Here is a 17,735-nt window from a genome sequence, read left to right as displayed (position 1 = left end):
CGCCGTCGTTCCCGCCCGCTAACGCCACCGACTGTTCTAAGCTGGCCCTGCACGCCCAATGGAAGGAGACGCGGCAGCATGACACCAGCAGGGGAGCCGGCCCCGGCGGCGGCCCACGTCGCGGACACCCATGACCTGATCCGGGTGCAGGGGGCACGGGAGAACAACCTCAAAGACGTCAGCGTCGAGATCCCGAAGCGCCGCCTGACCGCGTTCACCGGCGTCTCCGGCTCCGGCAAGAGCTCGCTGGTGTTCGCCACCATCGCGGCCGAGTCCCAGCGCATGATCAACGAGACCTACAGCGCCTTCGTGCAGGGGTTCATGCCCACCCTGGCGCGCCCCGACGTCGACCTCCTCGAGGGGCTGACGACGGCGATAATCGTGGACCAGGAGCGGATGGGCGCCAACCCCCGGTCCACGGTGGGCACCGCCACGGACGCAAACGCGATGCTGCGGATCCTGTTCAGCCGGATCGGCACCCCGCACGTCGGCCCGCCCACGGCGTTCTCCTTCAACGTCCCCACCCGCAAGGCCAGCGGTGTCATGAGCACCGAGAAGTCCGGCCGCGTGGAGAAGAACGTGGTGCAGAACGTGGTCTACCTGGGCGGCATGTGCCCGCGGTGCGAGGGCATGGGGTCCGTCTCCGACATCGACCTGACCGCCCTCTACGACGAGACCAAGTCGCTGGCCGGCGGGGCGCTGACCATTCCCGGCTACAGCATGGACGGCTGGTACGGCCGGATCTTCAGCGGCTCCGGGTTCTTCGACATGGACAAGCCGATCAGCAAGTTCACCAAGAAGCAGCTGGATGACCTGCTGTACCGCGAGCCGACCAAGATCAAGGTCGAGGGCATCAACCTGACCTACGAGGGCCTGATCCCCAGGATGCAGAAGTCCATGCTGTCCAAGGACCCGGAGGCGATGCAGCCGCACATCCGCGCCTTCGTTGAGCGGGCGGTCACATTCCAGTCCTGCCCGGAGTGCGACGGGACCCGGCTCAGCAAGGAGGCCCGGTCCGCCCGGATCAACGGCAAGAACATCGCCGAACTCTGCGCCATGCAGATCACCGACCTGGCCGGCTGGATCCGGGAGCTCCGGGAACCGTCCGTGGCGCCGCTGCTGGGCGGCCTGCAGCACCTGCTGGATTCCTTCGCGGAGATCGGCCTGGGGTACTTGTCCCTGGACCGGCCGGCCGGGACGCTGTCCGGGGGAGAGGCGCAGCGGACCAAGATGATCCGCCACCTGGGATCCTCGCTGACGGACATCACCTACGTCTTCGATGAGCCCTCGATCGGCCTGCACCCGCACGACATCGAACGAATGAACGGGCTCCTGCTGCAGCTGCGGGACAAGGGCAACACGGTGCTGGTGGTAGAGCACAAACCCGAGACCATCGGCATCGCGGACCACGTCATCGACCTGGGGCCCGGCGCCGGAGCGGGCGGCGGTGAGGTGGTCTACCAGGGCACCGTGGCGGGGCTGCGGGGGAGCGGCACCGTTACCGGCCGGCACCTGGATGACCGGGCCGCGGTCAAGGACCCGGTGCGGACACCGGTGGGGGTATTGGAGGTCCGCGGAGCGTCCACGCACAACCTCAAGGACGTCGACGTCGACCTGCCGTTGGGCGTTCTGTGCGTGTTGACCGGTGTCGCCGGCTCCGGGAAGAGTTCGCTGGTCAACGGATCGGTGGCCGGGCGCGACGGCGTGGTGGTGATTGACCAGGCCGCCATCAAGGGTTCGCGGCGCAGCAACCCGGCGACCTACAGCGGGCTGCTGGAGCCCATCCGGAAGGCGTTCGCCAAGGCCAACGGCGTCAAGCCGGCGCTTTTCAGCTCCAATTCGGAGGGCGCCTGCCCGGCCTGCAACGGCGCGGGCGTGATCTACACGGACCTGGGTGTCATGGCCACGGTGGAATCGACGTGCGAGGAGTGCGACGGCAAACGCTTCCAGGCCTCCGTCCTGGAGTACACGCTGGGCGGCCGGAATATCGCCGAGGTGCTGGCGATGTCCGTGGCCGAGGCGAAGGACTTTTTCGGCGGGGGAGAGGCAGCCACCCCGGCCGCCCATAAGGTCCTGGACCGGCTCGCCGACGTGGGATTGGGTTACCTGAGCCTGGGCCAGCCGCTGACGACCCTGTCCGGCGGCGAGCGTCAGCGGCTCAAACTGGCGGCCCAAATGGCCGAAAAGGGCGACATTTACATCCTCGACGAGCCGACCACCGGACTGCACCTGGCCGACGTCGCGAACCTTCTGGCGCTGCTGGACCGGCTGGTGGACTCGGGCAAGTCGGTGATCGTCATCGAGCACCATCAGGCGGTCATGGCGCACGCGGACTGGATCGTCGACCTGGGTCCGGGTGCCGGGCACGACGGCGGCAGAATCGTTTTCGAGGGCACACCGGCTGAGCTGGTAGCCGCACGGTCCACGCTGACGGGCCAACATCTGGCCACCTATGTGGGCCACCAGACCGCTGACAACTAAACCCTTGAAAGTTCAACCGTAGGAAAGGAACTGGTGTCCATGACCCGCCAGAGTGTTCTCGCATCGACGGCACCGAAGCCCATTGGACCGTATTCACAGGCCGCCACGGCACCCGGACTGGGTGTGCTGTTCCTGTCCGGTCAGACGCCCATCGATGCGTCCACCGGCGAACTGGTGGACGGCGACGCTGAAGCACAGACCCGGCGGGTTTTTCACAATCTGGAGCACGTTCTGACCGAAGCCGGCCTGGGCTGGGACGACGTCGTCAAGGTCAACGTGTACCTGACGTCGATGGCTGACTTTGCGGCGATGAACTCGGTGTACCGTGACATCTTCAATGAGCCGTTCCCGGCGCGCACCACGGTGGCTGTCGCTGAACTTCCGCTCAACGCGCGCGTGGAAATCGAACTGACAGCGGCACTGCGCTAAGCCCCTCCCGGGTTCCTGGCCGTAACGCCGATAATCAACATTATGTAAAGTAAAGCTGAAGTACCCCTCTCCGCCCACCGCCTTCTCTGGCTCCTCGTACCGCGTCGTCACCGTTTCGCCCCGCACGTGGATCACACTGGATGCCGGGAAGACATCATCGACCAGGGGGAAATCGTGGCAGCAGCAGGAACCGATCAAAGTAGCGCAGGTGCCTGGTCCGGCGTCGGGCCTTCGTACGCGAAAAGTTTCGCCCACCTGTGCGCGGGTGCCATCGCGCCGCTGCTTGAGGCAACAGCCGGGATCCTTGGCCCGTTGTCCGGTCGCAGGCTGGCCGACGTCGGGTGCGGAAATGGGAACCTCGCCGCCGTGGCGATCGAACTGGGCGCCGACGTCACCGCTGTAGACCCGGATGCCGGGATGCTCTCCATGGCCCGCGCCGCGGCACCTCAGGCCGACCTGCTTCCGGGCGGTCTGCCTGACCTGCCACTCCCCTCGTCCGATTTCGACGCCGTCCTCGCCAATTTCGTCGTCAACCATGTCGGGGATCCCCGCGCCGCCGTCGCCGAACTCATCCGGATATGCGGCCCGCAGGGCGCGGTCGGCCTCACCATCTGGCCCTCCGAGCTTTCGGCCATCAACACCCTGTGGGCGGACGTGGTGAATGCCAGCGGGGTAACGGCAGCCGGCCAGGAGAGACTTCCGGTGGACAAGGATTTTGATCGGACCGAGCCGGGCCTGCGGGAGCTGCTCCACCGCGCGGGCCTGGAAACCGTGCAGACGAGGACCCTCTCCTGGGAGTTCATGATCGATGCCGAAGACCTGTGGGCCGGTCCGGCCGGTGGCGTCGGGGGAATCGGCAAGATTGTTCGCAGCCGGGCCCCGTCCGTTCAGGCCGCCATGCACCGGGACTACCTGAGACTGGTCTCCCCCATCACCACGGACGGAAAAGTCGTGCTGCCGGCGGTTGCACTGCTCGGCGTGGGACAGGTTCCTCACAAGAAAGAGCTGCTAGTTGATGATTTCGCCGTGGCCGTCGGACAACAGGACCGAAAGCCGTTCGCGCCACATCTGCAGCTGCTCGGGCGTAAGCCGGGTCCACTCAAAGATCTCCCCGGTGATCAGCAGCGGCTCAGCGCTCCGATACGACCGGGTGGGGTTGCCCGGAAACTTCTTGTCCGTCACGTTCGGGTCGTCCTCAAACGCCCCGATGGGTTCGACGACGTAAACACGGGGGCGCAACGCGCCGTCGGACAACTCTGCAGCGATTTCCGCCGCCAACCCGGCCCCATCGACGAGGGCCGTGAAGTAGATGTGGTTCATCACGACCTCGGGACGGTAATTCGACCGTCGGCCCGCAGTCAGCAGGTCCCCCACCCGCAGATCCGCGACCGTGCCATGGAAGAAGGGACCATTCTCACTGGATGCTCCGGACACCCTGTTCCTCCCCTGCCTGGGCCGACGTCGACGCCGCTCCCCTACGTTAGCCCGCATTCCTATCATCCCCCGGCGAGGCACCATCCGCGGAGGGAGCCGACACCGCCGTTGACGTCGACGGGGCGTCCCCGATCGCCAACCCGGGCGATGGCAGACTGGCGCAATGAACACCCGCGGCGACATGCCACCCTGGCCAGCGACCCACCCGGAACAGGGCCCCATCCGTCTGCGCAGGTTCACGGATGCGGACGCGGCCATGGCCATGGCCCTATCGCGGGATCCATACGTCCCGACGGTGGGAAGCCTCCCCGCGAACGCCACCCTGAAGGAGGCTCTTGCGTGGATCGCGCGGCAGCGGCAGCGTTTCACCAATGGCTCGGGGTTCTCCTTTTCGATCGCCGAGCTGACGAGTGACCGGGCCGTGGGAAACATCGGGCTCTGGACCAGGGATCTGGGCCAAGGACGCGCGCAAGCAGGCTACGCGGTCGTCCCCAGCGCCAGGGGCGCCGGGATCGCGGCGGCAGCCCTCGGAGCCCTCACGGCTTTCGCCTGGTCCATCGAACAGCTGCACCGGGTCGAGCTGTTTATCGAGCCTTGGAATGTGGGGTCCATGCGAACCGCAGAACGAAGCGGCTACCGCCGCGAGGGACTACTCCGCAGTCACCAGGAAATTGCCGGGAAACGGTGTGACATGGTCCTTTACGCAACGACCCGCGACGACATCGTCCGGCCGCGGACAGACCGTGAAGGAGAATCAACAAGTGCCCAATAGACTCCCCGATGACGGGATCCTGGTTCGAGTGGACGGCCGCACGCGGTCCGAGATCAAGCACATGCTGGCAGGCGGCGGGGTCCTGCTGAACGCTCACGCAGAAACCCTCCTGGCCCATCCCGCATTCGACGCTTCGGAGGCCCGGATTCTCCGCATCGTGGCCGGACGCGCCGGGCGGCAGAAGTCGACCGGTGCAGATCAGCTGTCGTCCGCATGATGGGCTGAGCCGCGGTGCAAGAAAAGATCCACAGCGGCTTCAGTGAGCCCTTGAACCACGGCCGCAATAACTTCCAGGATGACCGACATGCGGTAACTGTAAGACTTTTTGTTCGGCGTCTCGACAAATCGCCACCTGCTGAAGATTCTCTGCCGGTGTTCGGCCTAAGACCCTGATCTCCGAAGCGGTTTCTCAGAGGGCAGTAAAACGGCGATGCCCGACCGCCTGAAGCCATAGGATGTCCTGAATGTCAGGCAGCAACGGGGAGCTGACGGGAAACTAAGGCGGGAAGGTGACAGACGATGTTCTCGCTCGGGATTGAACTAGGGCCCGAACTGATGGCCCGCCAAGCCGCGTGGTTCGCTCCTACGCATCAGCCTTTCCTCATTCCCAGAGAAGGCTCGAGTCGCATCGGTATCGAACCCCGACGAGGAGAACTCGACGCTGAACTGCGGGATACCTTCGAGATTTACAACGTCCCGGATTACCTGGTCTGCGTTCTGGTGAGCGAAGAAGAGTTCAATGATCTCGGACGAATGGCGCGGGCAGTTCTCCTGCACAACCAGATCACGTTCGCGAGGCAAGTTATCCCCTCCGTCCGAAGCGCCCCTGCTGAAGTTCGCGCCCAGGCAGCTGCCCAGGCTGACGGACATCGCTTCGTGTGGTGGCCCTCGCTGCTGGAAGGACATGAGATACCGGTCCTCGATGAATATCTTCGCCACGGTCGCCGACCTAGCAGGCATCTGGAGGTTCCCGAACATATCTGGGAGAACTCTCGTGCGGCTCTTCCCGGGGCTAGGGCACTCGCGGGCACCTTTCCCCATGCCAGCGGCCCTAACTGTCTTGGGACCGTCATGGCGGCAGCGGGCCGGTCCGACGCTGCCGGGAGGTGGATGCTGCGGGAGACATTCGAGGAGTGGCTGTCTTCGACCGCCGCCCCGGGTGGCTCCGACGACGACGCCGGAACGGTGCTCGTCTGGCGCTCGCCGGACGGATTGGTGCAGCACGCTGCTGTGGCGATCGGGGGCGGGTACGTTCTTCACAAACCATCACAGGGCTGGATGAGCCCCAGGAAGATCCTCACCGCCAAGGAGGCAATTGCCAGTGCCCGGCAGCCTGGCCGGAGACTCACCCGCTACAAACTCCGCACTGTTTAGCGGCGCCGTTCGATCACCCGACGCCAAGGCCAAACCGGGCCTGTTCAACCCTGTGGTTCTCGAGCGAAGACGCTTGGCCAGTTGCCGAATTCGATGCGAAAAGTCAGTACCTCTGCCCGCCATCAAGTGCCCTACGGGCGATCTCCTTCTCAACGAGTGCGGACTCAGCAAGACCGAGAAGACCAACTATTGCCCATAAATACATTTGCCAAGCCCCTCCCCACAGCAGGGAAAGCGCCAACCAGGAGACTCCTAGGACATGGGTGCTGCTTTTCATCGAGCGAAGCGTTTCGGTGGACCGCCTAGGGAAGCGCGATGCTCTGCGCAGGCAACTCCAAATTCTTCGCACCCTTGCTCCTCGTTCCGGCGGTAAGGCGCCTTCATCGTAGTGACACCCATCGGGTGAGGCGACGGACGTGCTTTTCCGGCTACAAAGCGAGCGAGGATGAATAGCCGATCCGGCTCTCCCCCGGATACCCGCCCGGCACCAGGCCGCCCGCCATTCGCACGGCCTCGTTGTGGACAATATGCTAAGTAGGCGTAATACTAGACAAACTAGTAAAGACGTTGAGAGAGTCTGGAGTGACCGTGACGGCTACCATCTCTGCCGGGCCTGGGGCGCCCGAGGTCGATATTCGCAATGCTGACCTTATCCGACTCATCGCCGGGGTGGCTGCCGCCGACAAGCCGTCGCTGGAGGGCTTTTACGCCCTCACCTCGGCCCGGTGCTACGGCCTCATCCGGCAGATCGTCCCCGAGGCCCACGCCGCGCAGGGAGTCCTCGAAGCCGTCTACGCCTCCGTCTGGAAACGGGCACGAACGTACCGGCCAAGCGACGGTACCCCCCTCGCCTGGGCCCTCTCCCTCGCCTACGGGCACGCGATGCAGGCGCGCATGGGTCATGGCCTCAACGCGGCCGGCGCCTGACCCGGTCCGGGCAAAGATCCAATGAACCTCTTCTCCCGGCATCCCCGTCCCATCCCTCCAGCCCCCGGGCAGGAATCCGTCTGGGACTATCCCCGTCCCCCTCGCGTCGAACACCGCAGCGAACGCGTGGTGGTGCGCTTCGGCGGGCAGGTCATCGTCGACACCACCGATTCGGTCCGCGTCCTGGAAACCAGCCATCCCCCGGTCTACTACCTGCCCATCGAAGCCTTCCCGGCCGGGGCGCTGCGGCCGGCGGAGGGGTCCAGCTTCTGCGAATTCAAGGGCGAGGCCCGGTACTTCGACGTCGTCTCCGGGTCATCGACGGCCCACCGCGCCGGATGGACGTACCCGGAGCCGGCCAAAGGCTTCGAATCCCTGCGGGACCGGGTGGCGCTCTATCCCGGCCTGATGGACGCCTGCGAGATCGACGGCGAACGGGTCACCCCACAGGAGGGCGGCTTCTACGGCGGCTGGATCACCAACAACATCGTAGGCCCGTTCAAGGGCGCACCCGGCACCGGCGGCTGGTAACCGGCGCGGTCGAATGTACCAACGCCGTAAAGATCCGGCGTCCCCCGGAAACCTTCATTTCACACGGACAAATGTCCGCCGCAACTGAAATGGGGTCGAAGATGTTGAATCACCGAAAAGGGCTGCTGCCCGTTGTCATGGCCGCCGGTCTGGGCCTTGGGTTCGCGCTCACAGCGTGCGGACCCTACCCGGGTAACGCCGGCATGAGCTCCGCCGGGTCTCCGGTGGTGCGGGACACCGCCGAGTTGACGTCGACGTCGTCCGTTGAAGCAACGACCAAGGCCTCCGTCCCTCCGCACACTGCAAAGGGCCGCGACGCCGGCGACACGAAGGTCTACACCTTTCCGGACGGCGGAATGAGCTTCGCCTACCCTGCCGACTGGACCGTGCAAACCTCGACGCCCCCAGCAGGGCTGCCCGGCGTGGAGGCCCTGGTCACGGACCAGAACGGCAAGGACCGGGTGCTACTGGCCCGGGGTGTTACGGCCGGTTGCGCCGGCGGCCCCGTCTCCCGCACTGTCTTGGACCGCACCGCCGCTCCCGGCATTCCCACAGCCGACGGCGGACACGCAGCGTTCGGCTTTGTCAGCGAAGTCTCCCCCGGCGGCGAGACCTACTCCATGGGGCTCACGGATCCTCGCTCCCTGCAGGAGGGCGACGGCGTCTCCTCCTGGTGCGGCCTGGTGGGTTCCGGCGGGGATGGGCTTTTTACGCGGGCGATCTTCGCCGACCCGGCGTTTCCCAGCCAGGGGGCGGCCAAGGCGTGGATGAAGACCAAAGACTATGACCGCCTCAAGGACTTGCTGGTCAGCGTCACAGTCCGGTGAGACCTAAGCGTGGGGTGCCTGCGGAGGGGCATCCCACACCTGCGTCCGGACGCGTCAGTGCAGAGGCGGAATGGCTCCGTAGGACTTCGGCAGCGCATAGGGGTTGACCGGCCGATCCTCGTCGAGCGACGTCGGCTCTTGCGTCGCGTAGGTGCGCGGCGTACGCAGATTGCGGGACCGGCGTCGGAGTCCCGTCACGAGGAGCCCCAGCCCTGCGAGCAGGAATGCGGTACCGGCGGCGAGGGCCACCCCCGGCACACCCCGGCCCGAGAGCGCGTCGAAAAGGGGCAACGGCATCATGATGAGCGCCGCCGCCAGAAGGGCCACTCCGGACCCGATGAACAACGTTCCTTTTGATCCCACAATGTCCCCCTTAGAGGTCCACGGACGGACCCTACTACCAGTCAACCCGATCCGGCGCGTCGGGGGAAGCTCCCGCAGGCAACCATGTTCGCCGTTTCGCCTGAAGCGTCCAGCCCATGGAGGATAGGGAGCTATGTGTACCGATGAGGACCTGCCGCACGCCGAGTTCGCCTTTCCCGGACCGTTGAGGGACGCACTCGTGGGTGCCATTCTGGATGGCCGAAAGACGTCGACGACATCGCTCGCCGTGGAGTACGCGCTCGCCGACGAGCCTTTACCGATGGTCGGGGCGCGGCGGCAGGTCCTGGATTCGGCAGGCCGTGCCGTTGCGGTCATCGAGACCACGGGTATGCGCCGGGTAACCCTGGCCGAGGTGGACCTGGACCACGCACGGGACGAGGGCGAAGGCTACGAAACGCTGGCCGAGTGGCGCGCCGGACATGAGAACTTCTGGCACAGCGACCAGATGCGGGAGGCACTTGGCGAGCCCGGCTTCACTGTCCGCGACGATACCCTGCTGGTCCTCGAACGGTTCCGCCTGGTTCGTCGACTGTAGGACGGAAGCGGGCTAGGCTCGGCCCCATGACCGCCGCCCAAACCGACACACCGCGACTGCTGGGGACCCTGCACGCCGCAGGCACGTCGGGGTTCGTCCGCCTCGAGGAATACCTGGACGCGCCCGTCGGTACCGTATGGAGGGCGCTGACCGGGCTAAGCGAGCTGGGCGCCTGGCTCGGCGAGCTGGCAGGGATGTCGGGAGAGCCGCTTGCGGCAGCCCCCACCGTGGGGAGCGAGTACCGGGCGCGCTACTTTGCGAGCGGCTGGGAGGGTACCTGCCGCATCGAGGCGTGCGAGAAGGGCAGGGCCATCCGGATCGCCACCTCGTCCGAGGATGAACCCGAGGGGCTGATGAAGATCATGCTGGCACCTCACGGCACCGGGACCTTGCTGGTGTTCGAGGACCATGGCCTGCCACTGACGAACCTGGCCGCCTACGCCGCCGGGGACCAGATCCACGTCGAGGACCTGCAATCCCACCTCGCGGGCAAGGGACGCTGCGACGCCCGACGGCTCTGGCAGCAACTGCACCCGCTCTATCTCCAGCAGCCCACGCACTGACCAGCGCAGGCATCAACGCCCGGCATGGACCCGCCCCGGCGGAGTCCGGAGCGATCCCCAACCGAACTGTGACATGATTCCGTCGACATCCCGCCGTCGCGGTTCAAGCTTTCGTCAGCATGCTTACTATACTGAGGGCTAACACTTCCGTAGAGAAACGAGCATCGCATGACTTCGGCATCCGCCACGCGTTCCCTCCCCTATCCCCTGGGCGTCACGCTGCGTGAAGACGGCGCCAACGTGGCGATCTACTCGCAGACTGCCGACGCCGTCGACTTCTGCGTCTTCGACGGAGACGGCAACGAGACCCGAACCGCGCTCGCCGAACGCACCGGCCACGTCTTCCACGCCGTGGTCCCCGGCGTCGAGGTGGGCACCCGCTACGGGATCCGCGTCGACGGGGCCTGGAACCCGGACGCCGGCCTGCGGCACAACGTGAACAAGCTGCTGCTGGACCCGCACGCCACCGCCGTCGAGGGCGGCTACGACTGGGGCCAGGCCGTCTTCTCGCACGACCTGAACGATCCGACCGTCTTCGACGAGTCCGATTCCGCCGATTCGACGCCGCGCTGCGTCGTGACCGACCCGTCCTTCGACTGGGACGCGGGCTCCCCCGACATCGCCCCCCGCACTCCCCTCGCCGAGACTGTGGTCTACGAGGTCCATGTCAAGGGCTTCACCCAGCAGCACCCGGACGTCCCCGAGGACATCCGCGGCACCTACGCCGGCCTGGCGCACCCGGCGGCCATCAAGCACCTGACGGACCTGGGCGTGACCGCCGTCGAACTGCTCCCCGTCCACCAGTTCGTCCAAGACAGCCACCTCGAGGAGAAGGGCCTCCGGAACTACTGGGGCTACAACAGCATCGGCTTCTTCGCCCCGCACGGCGACTACAGCTCCGCGGGCGACGGCGGCGGCCAGGTCGCCGAGTTCAAGGCCATGGTCAAGGCGCTCCACGCGGCCGGCCTCGAGGTCATCCTCGACGTCGTCTACAACCACACGGCCGAGGGCAACCACATGGGCCCCACCCTGTCCTTCAAAGGCATCGACAACGCGGCCTACTACCGCCTCGTCGAGGGCGAGGAGTCGGCTTACTTCGACACCACCGGCACGGGCAACAGCCTCAACGTCGGCCACCCCGCCGCCCTGGGCCTGATCATGGACTCGCTCCGCTACTGGGTAACGGAGATGCACGTCGACGGCTTCCGCTTCGACCTGGCCACCACGCTGACCCGCCAGGACGGCAGCGCCGAACTACACAGCGCCTTCCTCACCCTGATCGAGCAGGATCCGGTCCTCGCCCCGGTGAAGATGATCGCCGAGCCGTGGGACACCGCCGGCTACCAGGTGGGCGGCTTCCCGGCCGACTGGTCCGAATGGAACGGCAAATACCGCGACGACGCCCGTGACTTCTGGCACGGCGGCGAGAACATCCTGGGCGACTTCGCCCAGCGCTTCCTCGGCAGCCCGGACGTCTACGAGGGCAGCCGCCGCGCCCCGGTCTCCAGCGTCAACTTCATCACCGCGCACGACGGGTTCACCCTGGCCGACCTGACCGCCTACGACGAGAAGCACAACGAGGCCAACGGCGAGGACAACAACGACGGCGAGAGCGACAACCGCTCGGCCAACCACGGCGTGGAGGGACAGACCGACGATCCGGCGGTCAACGAGCTTCGGGACCGCCAGCGCCGTAACTTCCTCTCCACCCTGCTGCTCTCCGCCGGCGTCCCGATGGTCCTCGGCGGCGACGAAATGGGGCGCAGCCAGGGCGGCAACAACAACGCCTACTGCCAGGATGACGAGATTTCCTGGTTCGACTGGAACAAGGTGGACGGCGACCTGCTGGAGTTCACCACCCAGCTGATCACGCTGCGGCGTGAGAACCCGGCGCTGCGCCCCACCTGGTACCGCCACGCCCCCGAGGCCGGCAGCGCGGACACCGTCCGGGTGCTGCGGGCCGACGCCGAGGGCTTCGGCGACGAGGACTGGACCGAGGACCACCGCGCCATCGCCTTCGTGCTCGAGCACGAGGGCGCCGACGCGTTCGCGGTGCTCTTCAATGCGGCCGAAAACGGGGTGGAGTTCACCATCCCGTCGGCACCCGGACAGGAATGGGAGCTGGCGCTCTCCACCGACCCGGAGCAGCAGGTTCAGGCCCCGGTCGAGACCCTGATCGTGCGTGACCGCTCGGTCACGGTCCTTCGTTCGCGGGCCTGATCACACCCTGAAGTGACTGTGGGGCGGGACCATTCGGTCCCGCCCCACAGTCATGCCCAGGCCGCTGTGGCCTGCGTCCTGGCTCTTAGCGGAGATCGGTCAGGCCCGTGCCCTGATCGTCGAGACACGGCGAACGCTTACCGGCGGGCGCCCCGGTGGAGCGCAGGCAGGTGCACTGCGGCCCCTTGGTCCCCGGCAGCGACGTCCAGACGAACCGCTGCATCTTGTTGTAGAGCCCGAAGTCGAGTACCGCCCCGTCCAGCCTGGGAGCAAGGTCCGCGCTGACGCTTAGCTCCACGGCGTCCTCCCCCGCCGGTTCCAGCTGGCACCGCAGCGGTTTCCGCTGCAGGGTCCTGGAAAAATAGAGGCCCTGCTTCCGGCATCCGCCGTCGGCCAGGTAGCAGTGCAGGGTGCCACCGAACACGCCGATCATCTCCAGCGCGGCGTCTGTGACGAAAAAGCGTCCATGGCCGGGGATGGCCGCCCCGGTTCTCGCGGGGCTCCCCTCCTCCGGATGCACTGATACCCGGCCGGTCCGTTGCCTAGCCGGCAACGACGACGACCGTTCCGACGTTGCGGACTCCGCCCCGCACCGCCTGCTCAATGGACCGGGTGGCTTCCGACAGCTCGGCCATGGTCCAGTGGGCGTGCGCCGGGGTGGTGACCTCGACGTGGAGCCGGTGCCCGGACCAGCGGAGCCGGACGGTGGATCCGGGTGCCACGGGTTCGATGGCCGCCTCGGTCCGGTCCACCAGGGCGGGGTCGACGCCGTCGAGCAGGCGCCGACCGATATCCCGCACCGTTCCCCAGAGCAGCACAAAGATGGTGATCGAGATCAGGATGCCGATCAGCGGGTCCGCCAGCGGGAAGCCGAGCCAGACGCCGATGACGCCTGCCACCACGGCCAGGGAGGTGAACCCGTCGGTGCGGGCATGCACGCCGTCCGCCACGAGGGCCGCGGAGCCGATTTCCTTGCCGACCCGGATGCGATAGACGGCTACGATCTCGTTGCCGGCGAAGCCGATGAGACCGGCCGCCAGCACCCAGCCGAGGTTGGTGAGGGGCTCGGGCTGGAAGATGCGGATGACCGATTCGACGGCGGCGACGACGGCGGACAGCGCCACCATGGCAACGATGAACAGGCCGGCGAGGTCCTCGGCCCGGCCGTAGCCGAAGTTGTAGGTCCTGGTGGCGGCGCGGCGGCTGAGGATGAAGGCGATCCAGAGCGGCACCGCAGTCAGGGCGTCCGAAAAGTTGTGGATGGTGTCTGCCAGAAGCGCCACCGAGCCGCTGAAGAGGAAGACCACCAGCTGCAGGAGCGACGTAACGGCCAGGACCACCAGCGAAATCTTCAGCGCCCGGATGCCCTTGGCCGAGGATTCCATGGCCTCATCGACGGAGTCCGCGGCGTCGTGGCTGTGCGGGACGAACAATCCGTGCAGGAACCCACGAAGTCCACCCGGGTGTTCGTGGCCATGGTCGTGCGAGTGGTCGTGGCCATGCGAGTGATCGTGCCCATGGGCATCCGAGTGGTCGTGGTCGTGACTGTGCGCATGGTCGTGGTCGTGGTCGTGACTGTGGTCGTTCGCGTCGTCGTGGTCGTGCTGGTGGGCGGCGGCCTGCGGCACGCTGCCGTCGGTGATGTCTTTCATGCCGTTCCGCTCTCTTGGTCTGCGTGGTGGTGCCGGGGGGTGCCGCCCAAGGTGTGTTCGGCCTGGTAGATCGCATCCGCCACGAGCTGGCGGGCGTGTTCGTTCTCGAGCCGGTAGTACACCCGCGTGCCCTCGTGCCGGGTGGAGACGATCCGCGCCATGCGGAGTTTGGCGAGATGCTGGGAGACCGCGGACTGGGGCTTCCCCACGGTCTCGGCCAGCTCGTTGACGGACAGCTCGCCCTCGCGCAACGCCAGGATGATCCGGACCCGGGTGGCGTCCGCCAACATCGCGAAGACCTCGACGGCCAACTCGACGTACTCGCCGTCGACGTCCAGGCCGCACGGCTTATCTGCATTCATGCGAATATTATGACACAGAGGTATTGGCGGAATTTTGGCCCGGTCCGGTGACTTGCCCATGAGTGACAGCATTCAACGCAGTCCCGCACTGCACCGACCCGGGAGGCACCATGCCACTGATCAACATCGACGTCGTCGAAGGACGCACCGAGGACCAGCTGCAGGCGTTGCTGGACACGGTTCACGAGTCCATGGTGGACGCCTTCGAGGTGCCGCCCACCGACCGATACCAGATCCTGACCCAGCACAAGCCGCACGAGATGGTCGCCCTGGACACCGGGCTGGGGATGACCCGCAGCAACGACCTCGTCGTCCTGCGCTTCACCAGCCGGCGCCGGGCGGAAGACGCGAAGCAGAAGCTCTACCGGCTCCTGGCCACGGGACTCGAGGCGAAGTGCGGCATCAGCCCTCAGGACCTGATCGTCACCATCACCGAGAACGACGCCGCCGACTGGTCCTTCGGCAACGGCACCGCCCAGTTCCTCACCGGGGAGCTTTAGGCTTCCTCCCCCGTACTGTCCCCGGCAAAGTCCACCGCGGCGGCGTCCTGCACCGCCGCGGTGCGGCCCGGGGCGGTGTGGAACTGCCAGTAGAGATTGGTGTGCGCAATGACCAGGTCCGGGCTGGGGGCACCCCACTCGGACTGGTCCTCGGTGGTGTGCGCGTCACCCACCAGCGTCACGTCGTAGCCGCGGACGAACGCGCCGTGGATGGTGGACCGGATGCATTCGTCCGTCTGGGCGCCGGACACCACCAGCCTGCCGATCCCGGCCGACGCGAGGACCTCCTCCAGGTCGGTGTCCTCGAACGAGTCGGCGTACTTCTTGTGGACCACCGGCTCGGAGTCGTGCGGGGAGAGCTCGGGGACGATTCCCCACTCTTCGCTGCCGCGTGCCAGGTGCTCGGAAGAGTGCTGCACCCAGACCACCGGAACCCCCGCCTCGCGGGCCCTCTCGACCAGCCCACCGATGTTCCGGACCACCCGGTCCCGCTCGTAGGCTCCCTCGACGACGCCATTCTGGACGTCGATCACTACCAGGCCCGTTGTCGGCCGATCGGCGAGTGTTGTCATTGCGCACCCCTTCGTGCTGTTTCTGCCGGTGTAATGAGTCGCGCGCATGCTAGCCGCGCGGGGCGACGAAATCCACGGTCCGGGGAACCGGCCGGGGATCGGTCGAGCTTCCGGGCACAGGAATCCGGTCCTGCCGATCCCGGTTAAACTTGGGGCATGCCCCTTAGCGCCCCAGCACCGCACCAGAACCAGCCCCTAGACGGGCGCCGCCCCGCGCCGCGCACCGCGATCCTGGCGGCTGCCGCGGACGCGCTCCTGATCCTGCTCTTCGCCGCCATCGGGCGCGACGCCCACCAGCGCGGCGAAATCGTCACCGGCGTGCTGGCCACCGCGTGGCCGTTCCTGGCCGGAGCCGCGGCTGGCTGGCTGGTCTTCCGTCTCTGGCGCCGTCCGCTGGCGGTGTGGCCGACCGGCGTCGTCATCTGGCTCGCCACGGTGGCGGCGGGCATGCTGCTTCGGGCCCTCACCGGCCAGGTAGTGGTACTTCCGTTCGTGAGTGTCGCCCTGATTGCCGTCGCCGTTTTCCTGCTCGGCTGGCGCCTCCTGGCCGCGGGCGTGAGGCGGCTGCGCTCCCGCCGCAGCGGGAGCTGATGGACTAGGCTTGCAACCATCCGGGCCTGCACGCACCGGCGGCTTCGGCCCTGCTGCGGCACCCCGGCAATGATGCACCCGCTCCGAAAGGTCCCCACGTGATCACCGCTTTCGTCCTGATCAAGACTGACGCTTCCGCCATCCCGGAGACGGCCGAGAAAATTTCGTCGATCCCGGGCATCAGCGAGGTCTACTCCGTCACCGGCGAGTGGGATCTGATCGCCATCGCCCGGGTGGCCAAGCACGAGGATCTGGCGGATGTCATCGCGGACAAGCTCTCCAAAGTTCCAGCTGTGGTGCACACCACCACGCACATCGCCTTCCGCGCCTACTCCCAGCACGACCTCGACGCGGCCTTCGCCCTCGGCTTCGAGCAGTAAGCGCCTCGCGCAACAAAGGCTCAGGCAGTAGACACCCGAGCGCTCACAGCCACGCGCGGCCGGCGACTGTTTAGTCGCGGGACAGCGCCACCCAGCGGTCCAGGACGGCGGCGGCGGCACCCGAGTGCACAGCTTCCTCGGCCCGCTTCATCGCCGCGGCCATCCGCTCGGTCAGCGGCCCGGCGGCATCCAGGTCGAAGGCCACCAGGCCCGCCGCGGCATTAAGCAGGGCCGCGTCCAGCGCCGGCCCGGGATCTCCGGCCAGCACGGACCGAACGACGGCGGCGTTCGCCGCGGCGTCGCCTCCGCGCAGTTCCGCCACCGTCGCCTGACGGATGCCCAGCTCGCGCGGGTCGAAGGTCTGCTCGGCGACGTCGCCGTTCCGGATCTCCCAGATGCGGGAGGGGCCGGTGGTGGTCAGTTCATCGAGGCCGTCGTCGCCGCGGAACACCAGGCCGCGGCTGCCGCGCCGGGCCAGCACCCCGGCCACCAGCGGCGCCATCCGCTCGTTGGCCACACCCACCGCGGATGCCTGGACGTGCGCCGGGTTGGTCATTGGCCCCAGGAAGTTGAAGGCCGTCGGAACACCAAGGTCGCGCCGGGCGACGGCGGCATGCCGCATGGAGGGGTGGAAGACCTGGGCGAAGCAGAAGGTGATGCCCGCTTCTTCGGCGTTGCGGGCCACCCGCGGGATCGGCAGGTCCAACCGGACGCCGAGCGCCTCGAGAACGTCGGCGGAGCCGGACGCCGACGACGCCGCCCGACCGCCGTGCTTGACCACTTTGGCGCCGGCGCCGGCGGAGATGAGCGCGGCCATGGTGGAGATGTTCACGGTGTTCAGCTGGTCCCCGCCGGTGCCGACGATGTCCAGCTTCTCCCCGGCGATCTCCAGCGGGTTGGCGGAGTTGATCATCGACTCGACCAGGCCTGTGAGTTCGGCCACCGTCTCGCCCTTGGCGCGCAGCGATACAAGGAACCCGGCCACCTGTGCCGGCGAGGCCTCACCGGACATGATCGAGGCCATGGCCCAGGCGGTGTCGCCGGCGGTGAGGTCCTCACCCTTGATCAGGGCGCCGATAAGGCGCGGCCAGGTCCTGCTTGCAGCCGGTGTAGATGCCTGGGAAGTCACGGTCCGATGCTATCGAGCCTGGAGCCGCAATGCCCAATGCGAAGGCCCGCGGAACTTTTCCCCGCGATTTCG

General features: G+C 66.9%; 21 protein-coding genes and 1 pseudogene. 15 read left to right on the top strand and 7 right to left on the bottom strand.

The genetic code is table 11. The annotated features are described in order from the left end of the window. Positions 1-78: 78 nt before the first annotated feature. From ACFUCU_RS02670 to ACFUCU_RS02660, 3 genes and pseudogenes are all read left to right on the top strand, one after another. A complete protein-coding gene (locus ACFUCU_RS02670; protein ID WP_377970493.1) occupies positions 79-2,481 on the top strand; it encodes an ATP-binding cassette domain-containing protein in 2,403 nt (800 codons plus the stop codon). Between the two features lie 39 nt (positions 2,482-2,520). Further along, entirely contained in the window at positions 2,521-2,910 is a 390-nt protein-coding gene (locus ACFUCU_RS02665; protein WP_377970491.1) for a RidA family protein, read from the top strand. Positions 2,911-3,036: 126 nt separating this feature from the next. Next, a pseudogene (locus tag ACFUCU_RS02660) lies at positions 3,037-3,675 on the top strand (class I SAM-dependent methyltransferase); the annotation flags it as partial. A 243-nt stretch (positions 3,676-3,918) separates the two neighbouring features. Here the strand turns inward: ACFUCU_RS02660 and arr are convergent. Next, positions 3,919-4,344, bottom strand: a complete 426-nt coding sequence (gene arr / locus ACFUCU_RS02655; RefSeq protein WP_377970489.1) for an NAD(+)--rifampin ADP-ribosyltransferase — start codon at positions 4,342-4,344, stop codon at positions 3,919-3,921. Between the two features lie 163 nt (positions 4,345-4,507). On the opposite strand from arr, the gene ACFUCU_RS02650 reads away from it, so the two are divergent. From ACFUCU_RS02650 to ACFUCU_RS02625, 6 genes are all read left to right on the top strand, one after another. Further along, complete coding sequence (locus tag ACFUCU_RS02650; RefSeq protein WP_377970487.1) at positions 4,508-5,116, top strand: GNAT family N-acetyltransferase; 609 nt, start codon at positions 4,508-4,510, stop codon at positions 5,114-5,116. Beyond that, a complete protein-coding gene (locus ACFUCU_RS02645; RefSeq protein WP_377970485.1) occupies positions 5,106-5,333 on the top strand; it encodes a hypothetical protein in 228 nt (75 codons plus the stop codon). Before ACFUCU_RS02650 ends, ACFUCU_RS02645 begins: the two co-directional genes overlap by 11 nt. A 302-nt stretch (positions 5,334-5,635) precedes the next feature. Then, a complete protein-coding gene (locus ACFUCU_RS02640) occupies positions 5,636-6,490 on the top strand; it encodes a hypothetical protein (RefSeq protein WP_377970483.1) in 855 nt (284 codons plus the stop codon). A 582-nt stretch (positions 6,491-7,072) separates the two neighbouring features. Continuing rightward, positions 7,073-7,417: a hypothetical protein gene (locus ACFUCU_RS02635; RefSeq protein ID WP_377970481.1), complete on the top strand. Its 345-nt coding sequence runs from the start codon at positions 7,073-7,075 to the stop codon at positions 7,415-7,417. A gap of 21 nt (positions 7,418-7,438) precedes the next feature. Next, positions 7,439-7,948 carry a DUF427 domain-containing protein gene (locus ACFUCU_RS02630; protein WP_377970479.1) on the top strand — a complete coding sequence of 170 codons (510 nt, stop codon included), beginning with the start codon at positions 7,439-7,441 and terminating at the stop codon, positions 7,946-7,948. Between the two features lie 101 nt (positions 7,949-8,049). Continuing rightward, a complete protein-coding gene (locus ACFUCU_RS02625; RefSeq protein ID WP_377970477.1) occupies positions 8,050-8,775 on the top strand; it encodes a hypothetical protein in 726 nt (241 codons plus the stop codon). Between the two features lie 54 nt (positions 8,776-8,829). Here the strand turns inward: ACFUCU_RS02625 and ACFUCU_RS02620 are convergent, their stop codons facing one another. Then, on the bottom strand, positions 8,830-9,138 hold the full coding sequence (locus ACFUCU_RS02620; RefSeq protein WP_377970475.1) for a hypothetical protein: 309 nt from the start codon (positions 9,136-9,138) through the stop codon (positions 8,830-8,832). A 133-nt stretch (positions 9,139-9,271) separates the two neighbouring features. Between ACFUCU_RS02620 and ACFUCU_RS02615 the strand changes: the two genes are divergently transcribed. From ACFUCU_RS02615 to glgX, 3 genes are all read left to right on the top strand, one after another. Further along, positions 9,272-9,694, top strand: a complete 423-nt coding sequence (locus ACFUCU_RS02615) for an ASCH domain-containing protein (RefSeq protein ID WP_377970473.1) — start codon at positions 9,272-9,274, stop codon at positions 9,692-9,694. Between the two features lie 26 nt (positions 9,695-9,720). Next, a complete protein-coding gene (locus ACFUCU_RS02610) occupies positions 9,721-10,257 on the top strand; it encodes an SRPBCC domain-containing protein (RefSeq protein ID WP_377970471.1) in 537 nt (178 codons plus the stop codon). Between the two features lie 168 nt (positions 10,258-10,425). Beyond that, a complete protein-coding gene (gene glgX, locus ACFUCU_RS02605; protein ID WP_377970469.1) occupies positions 10,426-12,477 on the top strand; it encodes a glycogen debranching protein GlgX in 2,052 nt (683 codons plus the stop codon). An 85-nt stretch (positions 12,478-12,562) separates the two neighbouring features. Here glgX and ACFUCU_RS02600 read toward each other — a convergent pair whose 3' ends face one another. The 3 genes from ACFUCU_RS02600 to ACFUCU_RS02590 form a co-directional block, all read right to left on the bottom strand. After that, positions 12,563-12,910 (bottom strand): peptidase, encoded by a 348-nt coding sequence (locus ACFUCU_RS02600; protein WP_377970467.1) that lies wholly within the window; start codon positions 12,908-12,910, stop codon positions 12,563-12,565. 109 nt (positions 12,911-13,019) lie between these two features. After that, a complete protein-coding gene (locus tag ACFUCU_RS02595) occupies positions 13,020-14,129 on the bottom strand; it encodes a cation diffusion facilitator family transporter (RefSeq protein ID WP_377970466.1) in 1,110 nt (369 codons plus the stop codon). Further along, entirely contained in the window at positions 14,126-14,491 is a 366-nt protein-coding gene (locus ACFUCU_RS02590) for a metalloregulator ArsR/SmtB family transcription factor (protein ID WP_364135642.1), read from the bottom strand. Before ACFUCU_RS02590 ends, ACFUCU_RS02595 begins: the two co-directional genes overlap by 4 nt. Positions 14,492-14,601: 110 nt before the next feature. On the opposite strand from ACFUCU_RS02590, the gene ACFUCU_RS02585 reads away from it, so the two are divergent. Then, complete coding sequence (locus ACFUCU_RS02585; RefSeq protein ID WP_364135639.1) at positions 14,602-14,991, top strand: tautomerase family protein; 390 nt, start codon at positions 14,602-14,604, stop codon at positions 14,989-14,991. On the opposite strand, the gene ACFUCU_RS02580 is transcribed toward ACFUCU_RS02585, so the two are convergent. Beyond that, positions 14,988-15,563 (bottom strand): cysteine hydrolase family protein, encoded by a 576-nt coding sequence (locus ACFUCU_RS02580; protein ID WP_290257808.1) that lies wholly within the window; start codon positions 15,561-15,563, stop codon positions 14,988-14,990. The two genes, ACFUCU_RS02585 and ACFUCU_RS02580, sit on opposite strands and share 4 nt — an antisense overlap. Positions 15,564-15,719: 156 nt before the next feature. Between ACFUCU_RS02580 and ACFUCU_RS02575 the strand changes: the two genes are divergently transcribed. Then, on the top strand, positions 15,720-16,154 hold the full coding sequence (locus tag ACFUCU_RS02575) for a DUF3054 domain-containing protein (protein WP_377970464.1): 435 nt from the start codon (positions 15,720-15,722) through the stop codon (positions 16,152-16,154). Between the two features lie 98 nt (positions 16,155-16,252). Beyond that, the gene (locus ACFUCU_RS02570; RefSeq protein WP_290257806.1) at positions 16,253-16,534 is read left to right on the top strand and encodes an Lrp/AsnC family transcriptional regulator; all 282 of its coding nucleotides are present in this window, start codon (positions 16,253-16,255) and stop codon (positions 16,532-16,534) included. Positions 16,535-16,604: 70 nt separating this feature from the next. Here ACFUCU_RS02570 and trpD read toward each other — a convergent pair whose 3' ends face one another. Beyond that, entirely contained in the window at positions 16,605-17,663 is a 1,059-nt protein-coding gene (gene trpD / locus ACFUCU_RS02565; RefSeq protein ID WP_364135632.1) for an anthranilate phosphoribosyltransferase, read from the bottom strand. Between the last annotated feature and the right edge of the window lie 72 nt (positions 17,664-17,735).

It is taken from the genome of Arthrobacter sp. NPDC057259 (genome assembly GCF_042668995.1).
In the GTDB taxonomy this organism is placed as follows: Bacteria; Actinomycetota; Actinomycetes; order Actinomycetales; family Micrococcaceae; genus Arthrobacter.
Note: the sequence above shows the minus strand (reverse complement) of the source record. Positions and strands in the feature narration are given on the sequence as shown.

Coding starts and splice junctions, on each gene's coding strand:
- ACFUCU_RS02670 (WP_377970493.1), top strand. CDS start 79: ATGACACCAGCAGGGGAGCCGGCCCCGGCGGCGGCCCACGTCGCGGAC.
- ACFUCU_RS02665 (WP_377970491.1), top strand. CDS start 2,521: ATGACCCGCCAGAGTGTTCTCGCATCGACGGCACCGAAGCCCATTGGA.
- ACFUCU_RS02650 (WP_377970487.1), top strand. CDS start 4,508: ATGAACACCCGCGGCGACATGCCACCCTGGCCAGCGACCCACCCGGAA.
- ACFUCU_RS02640 (WP_377970483.1), top strand. CDS start 5,636: ATGTTCTCGCTCGGGATTGAACTAGGGCCCGAACTGATGGCCCGCCAA.
- ACFUCU_RS02630 (WP_377970479.1), top strand. CDS start 7,439: ATGAACCTCTTCTCCCGGCATCCCCGTCCCATCCCTCCAGCCCCCGGG.
- ACFUCU_RS02625 (WP_377970477.1), top strand. CDS start 8,050: ATGTTGAATCACCGAAAAGGGCTGCTGCCCGTTGTCATGGCCGCCGGT.
- ACFUCU_RS02615 (WP_377970473.1), top strand. CDS start 9,272: ATGTGTACCGATGAGGACCTGCCGCACGCCGAGTTCGCCTTTCCCGGA.
- ACFUCU_RS02610 (WP_377970471.1), top strand. CDS start 9,721: ATGACCGCCGCCCAAACCGACACACCGCGACTGCTGGGGACCCTGCAC.
- glgX (WP_377970469.1), top strand. CDS start 10,426: ATGACTTCGGCATCCGCCACGCGTTCCCTCCCCTATCCCCTGGGCGTC.
- ACFUCU_RS02600 (WP_377970467.1), bottom strand. CDS start 12,910: ATGATCGGCGTGTTCGGTGGCACCCTGCACTGCTACCTGGCCGACGGC.
- ACFUCU_RS02595 (WP_377970466.1), bottom strand. CDS start 14,129: ATGAAAGACATCACCGACGGCAGCGTGCCGCAGGCCGCCGCCCACCAG.
- ACFUCU_RS02590 (WP_364135642.1), bottom strand. CDS start 14,491: ATGAATGCAGATAAGCCGTGCGGCCTGGACGTCGACGGCGAGTACGTC.
- ACFUCU_RS02585 (WP_364135639.1), top strand. CDS start 14,602: ATGCCACTGATCAACATCGACGTCGTCGAAGGACGCACCGAGGACCAG.
- ACFUCU_RS02580 (WP_290257808.1), bottom strand. CDS start 15,563: ATGACAACACTCGCCGATCGGCCGACAACGGGCCTGGTAGTGATCGAC.
- ACFUCU_RS02575 (WP_377970464.1), top strand. CDS start 15,720: ATGCCCCTTAGCGCCCCAGCACCGCACCAGAACCAGCCCCTAGACGGG.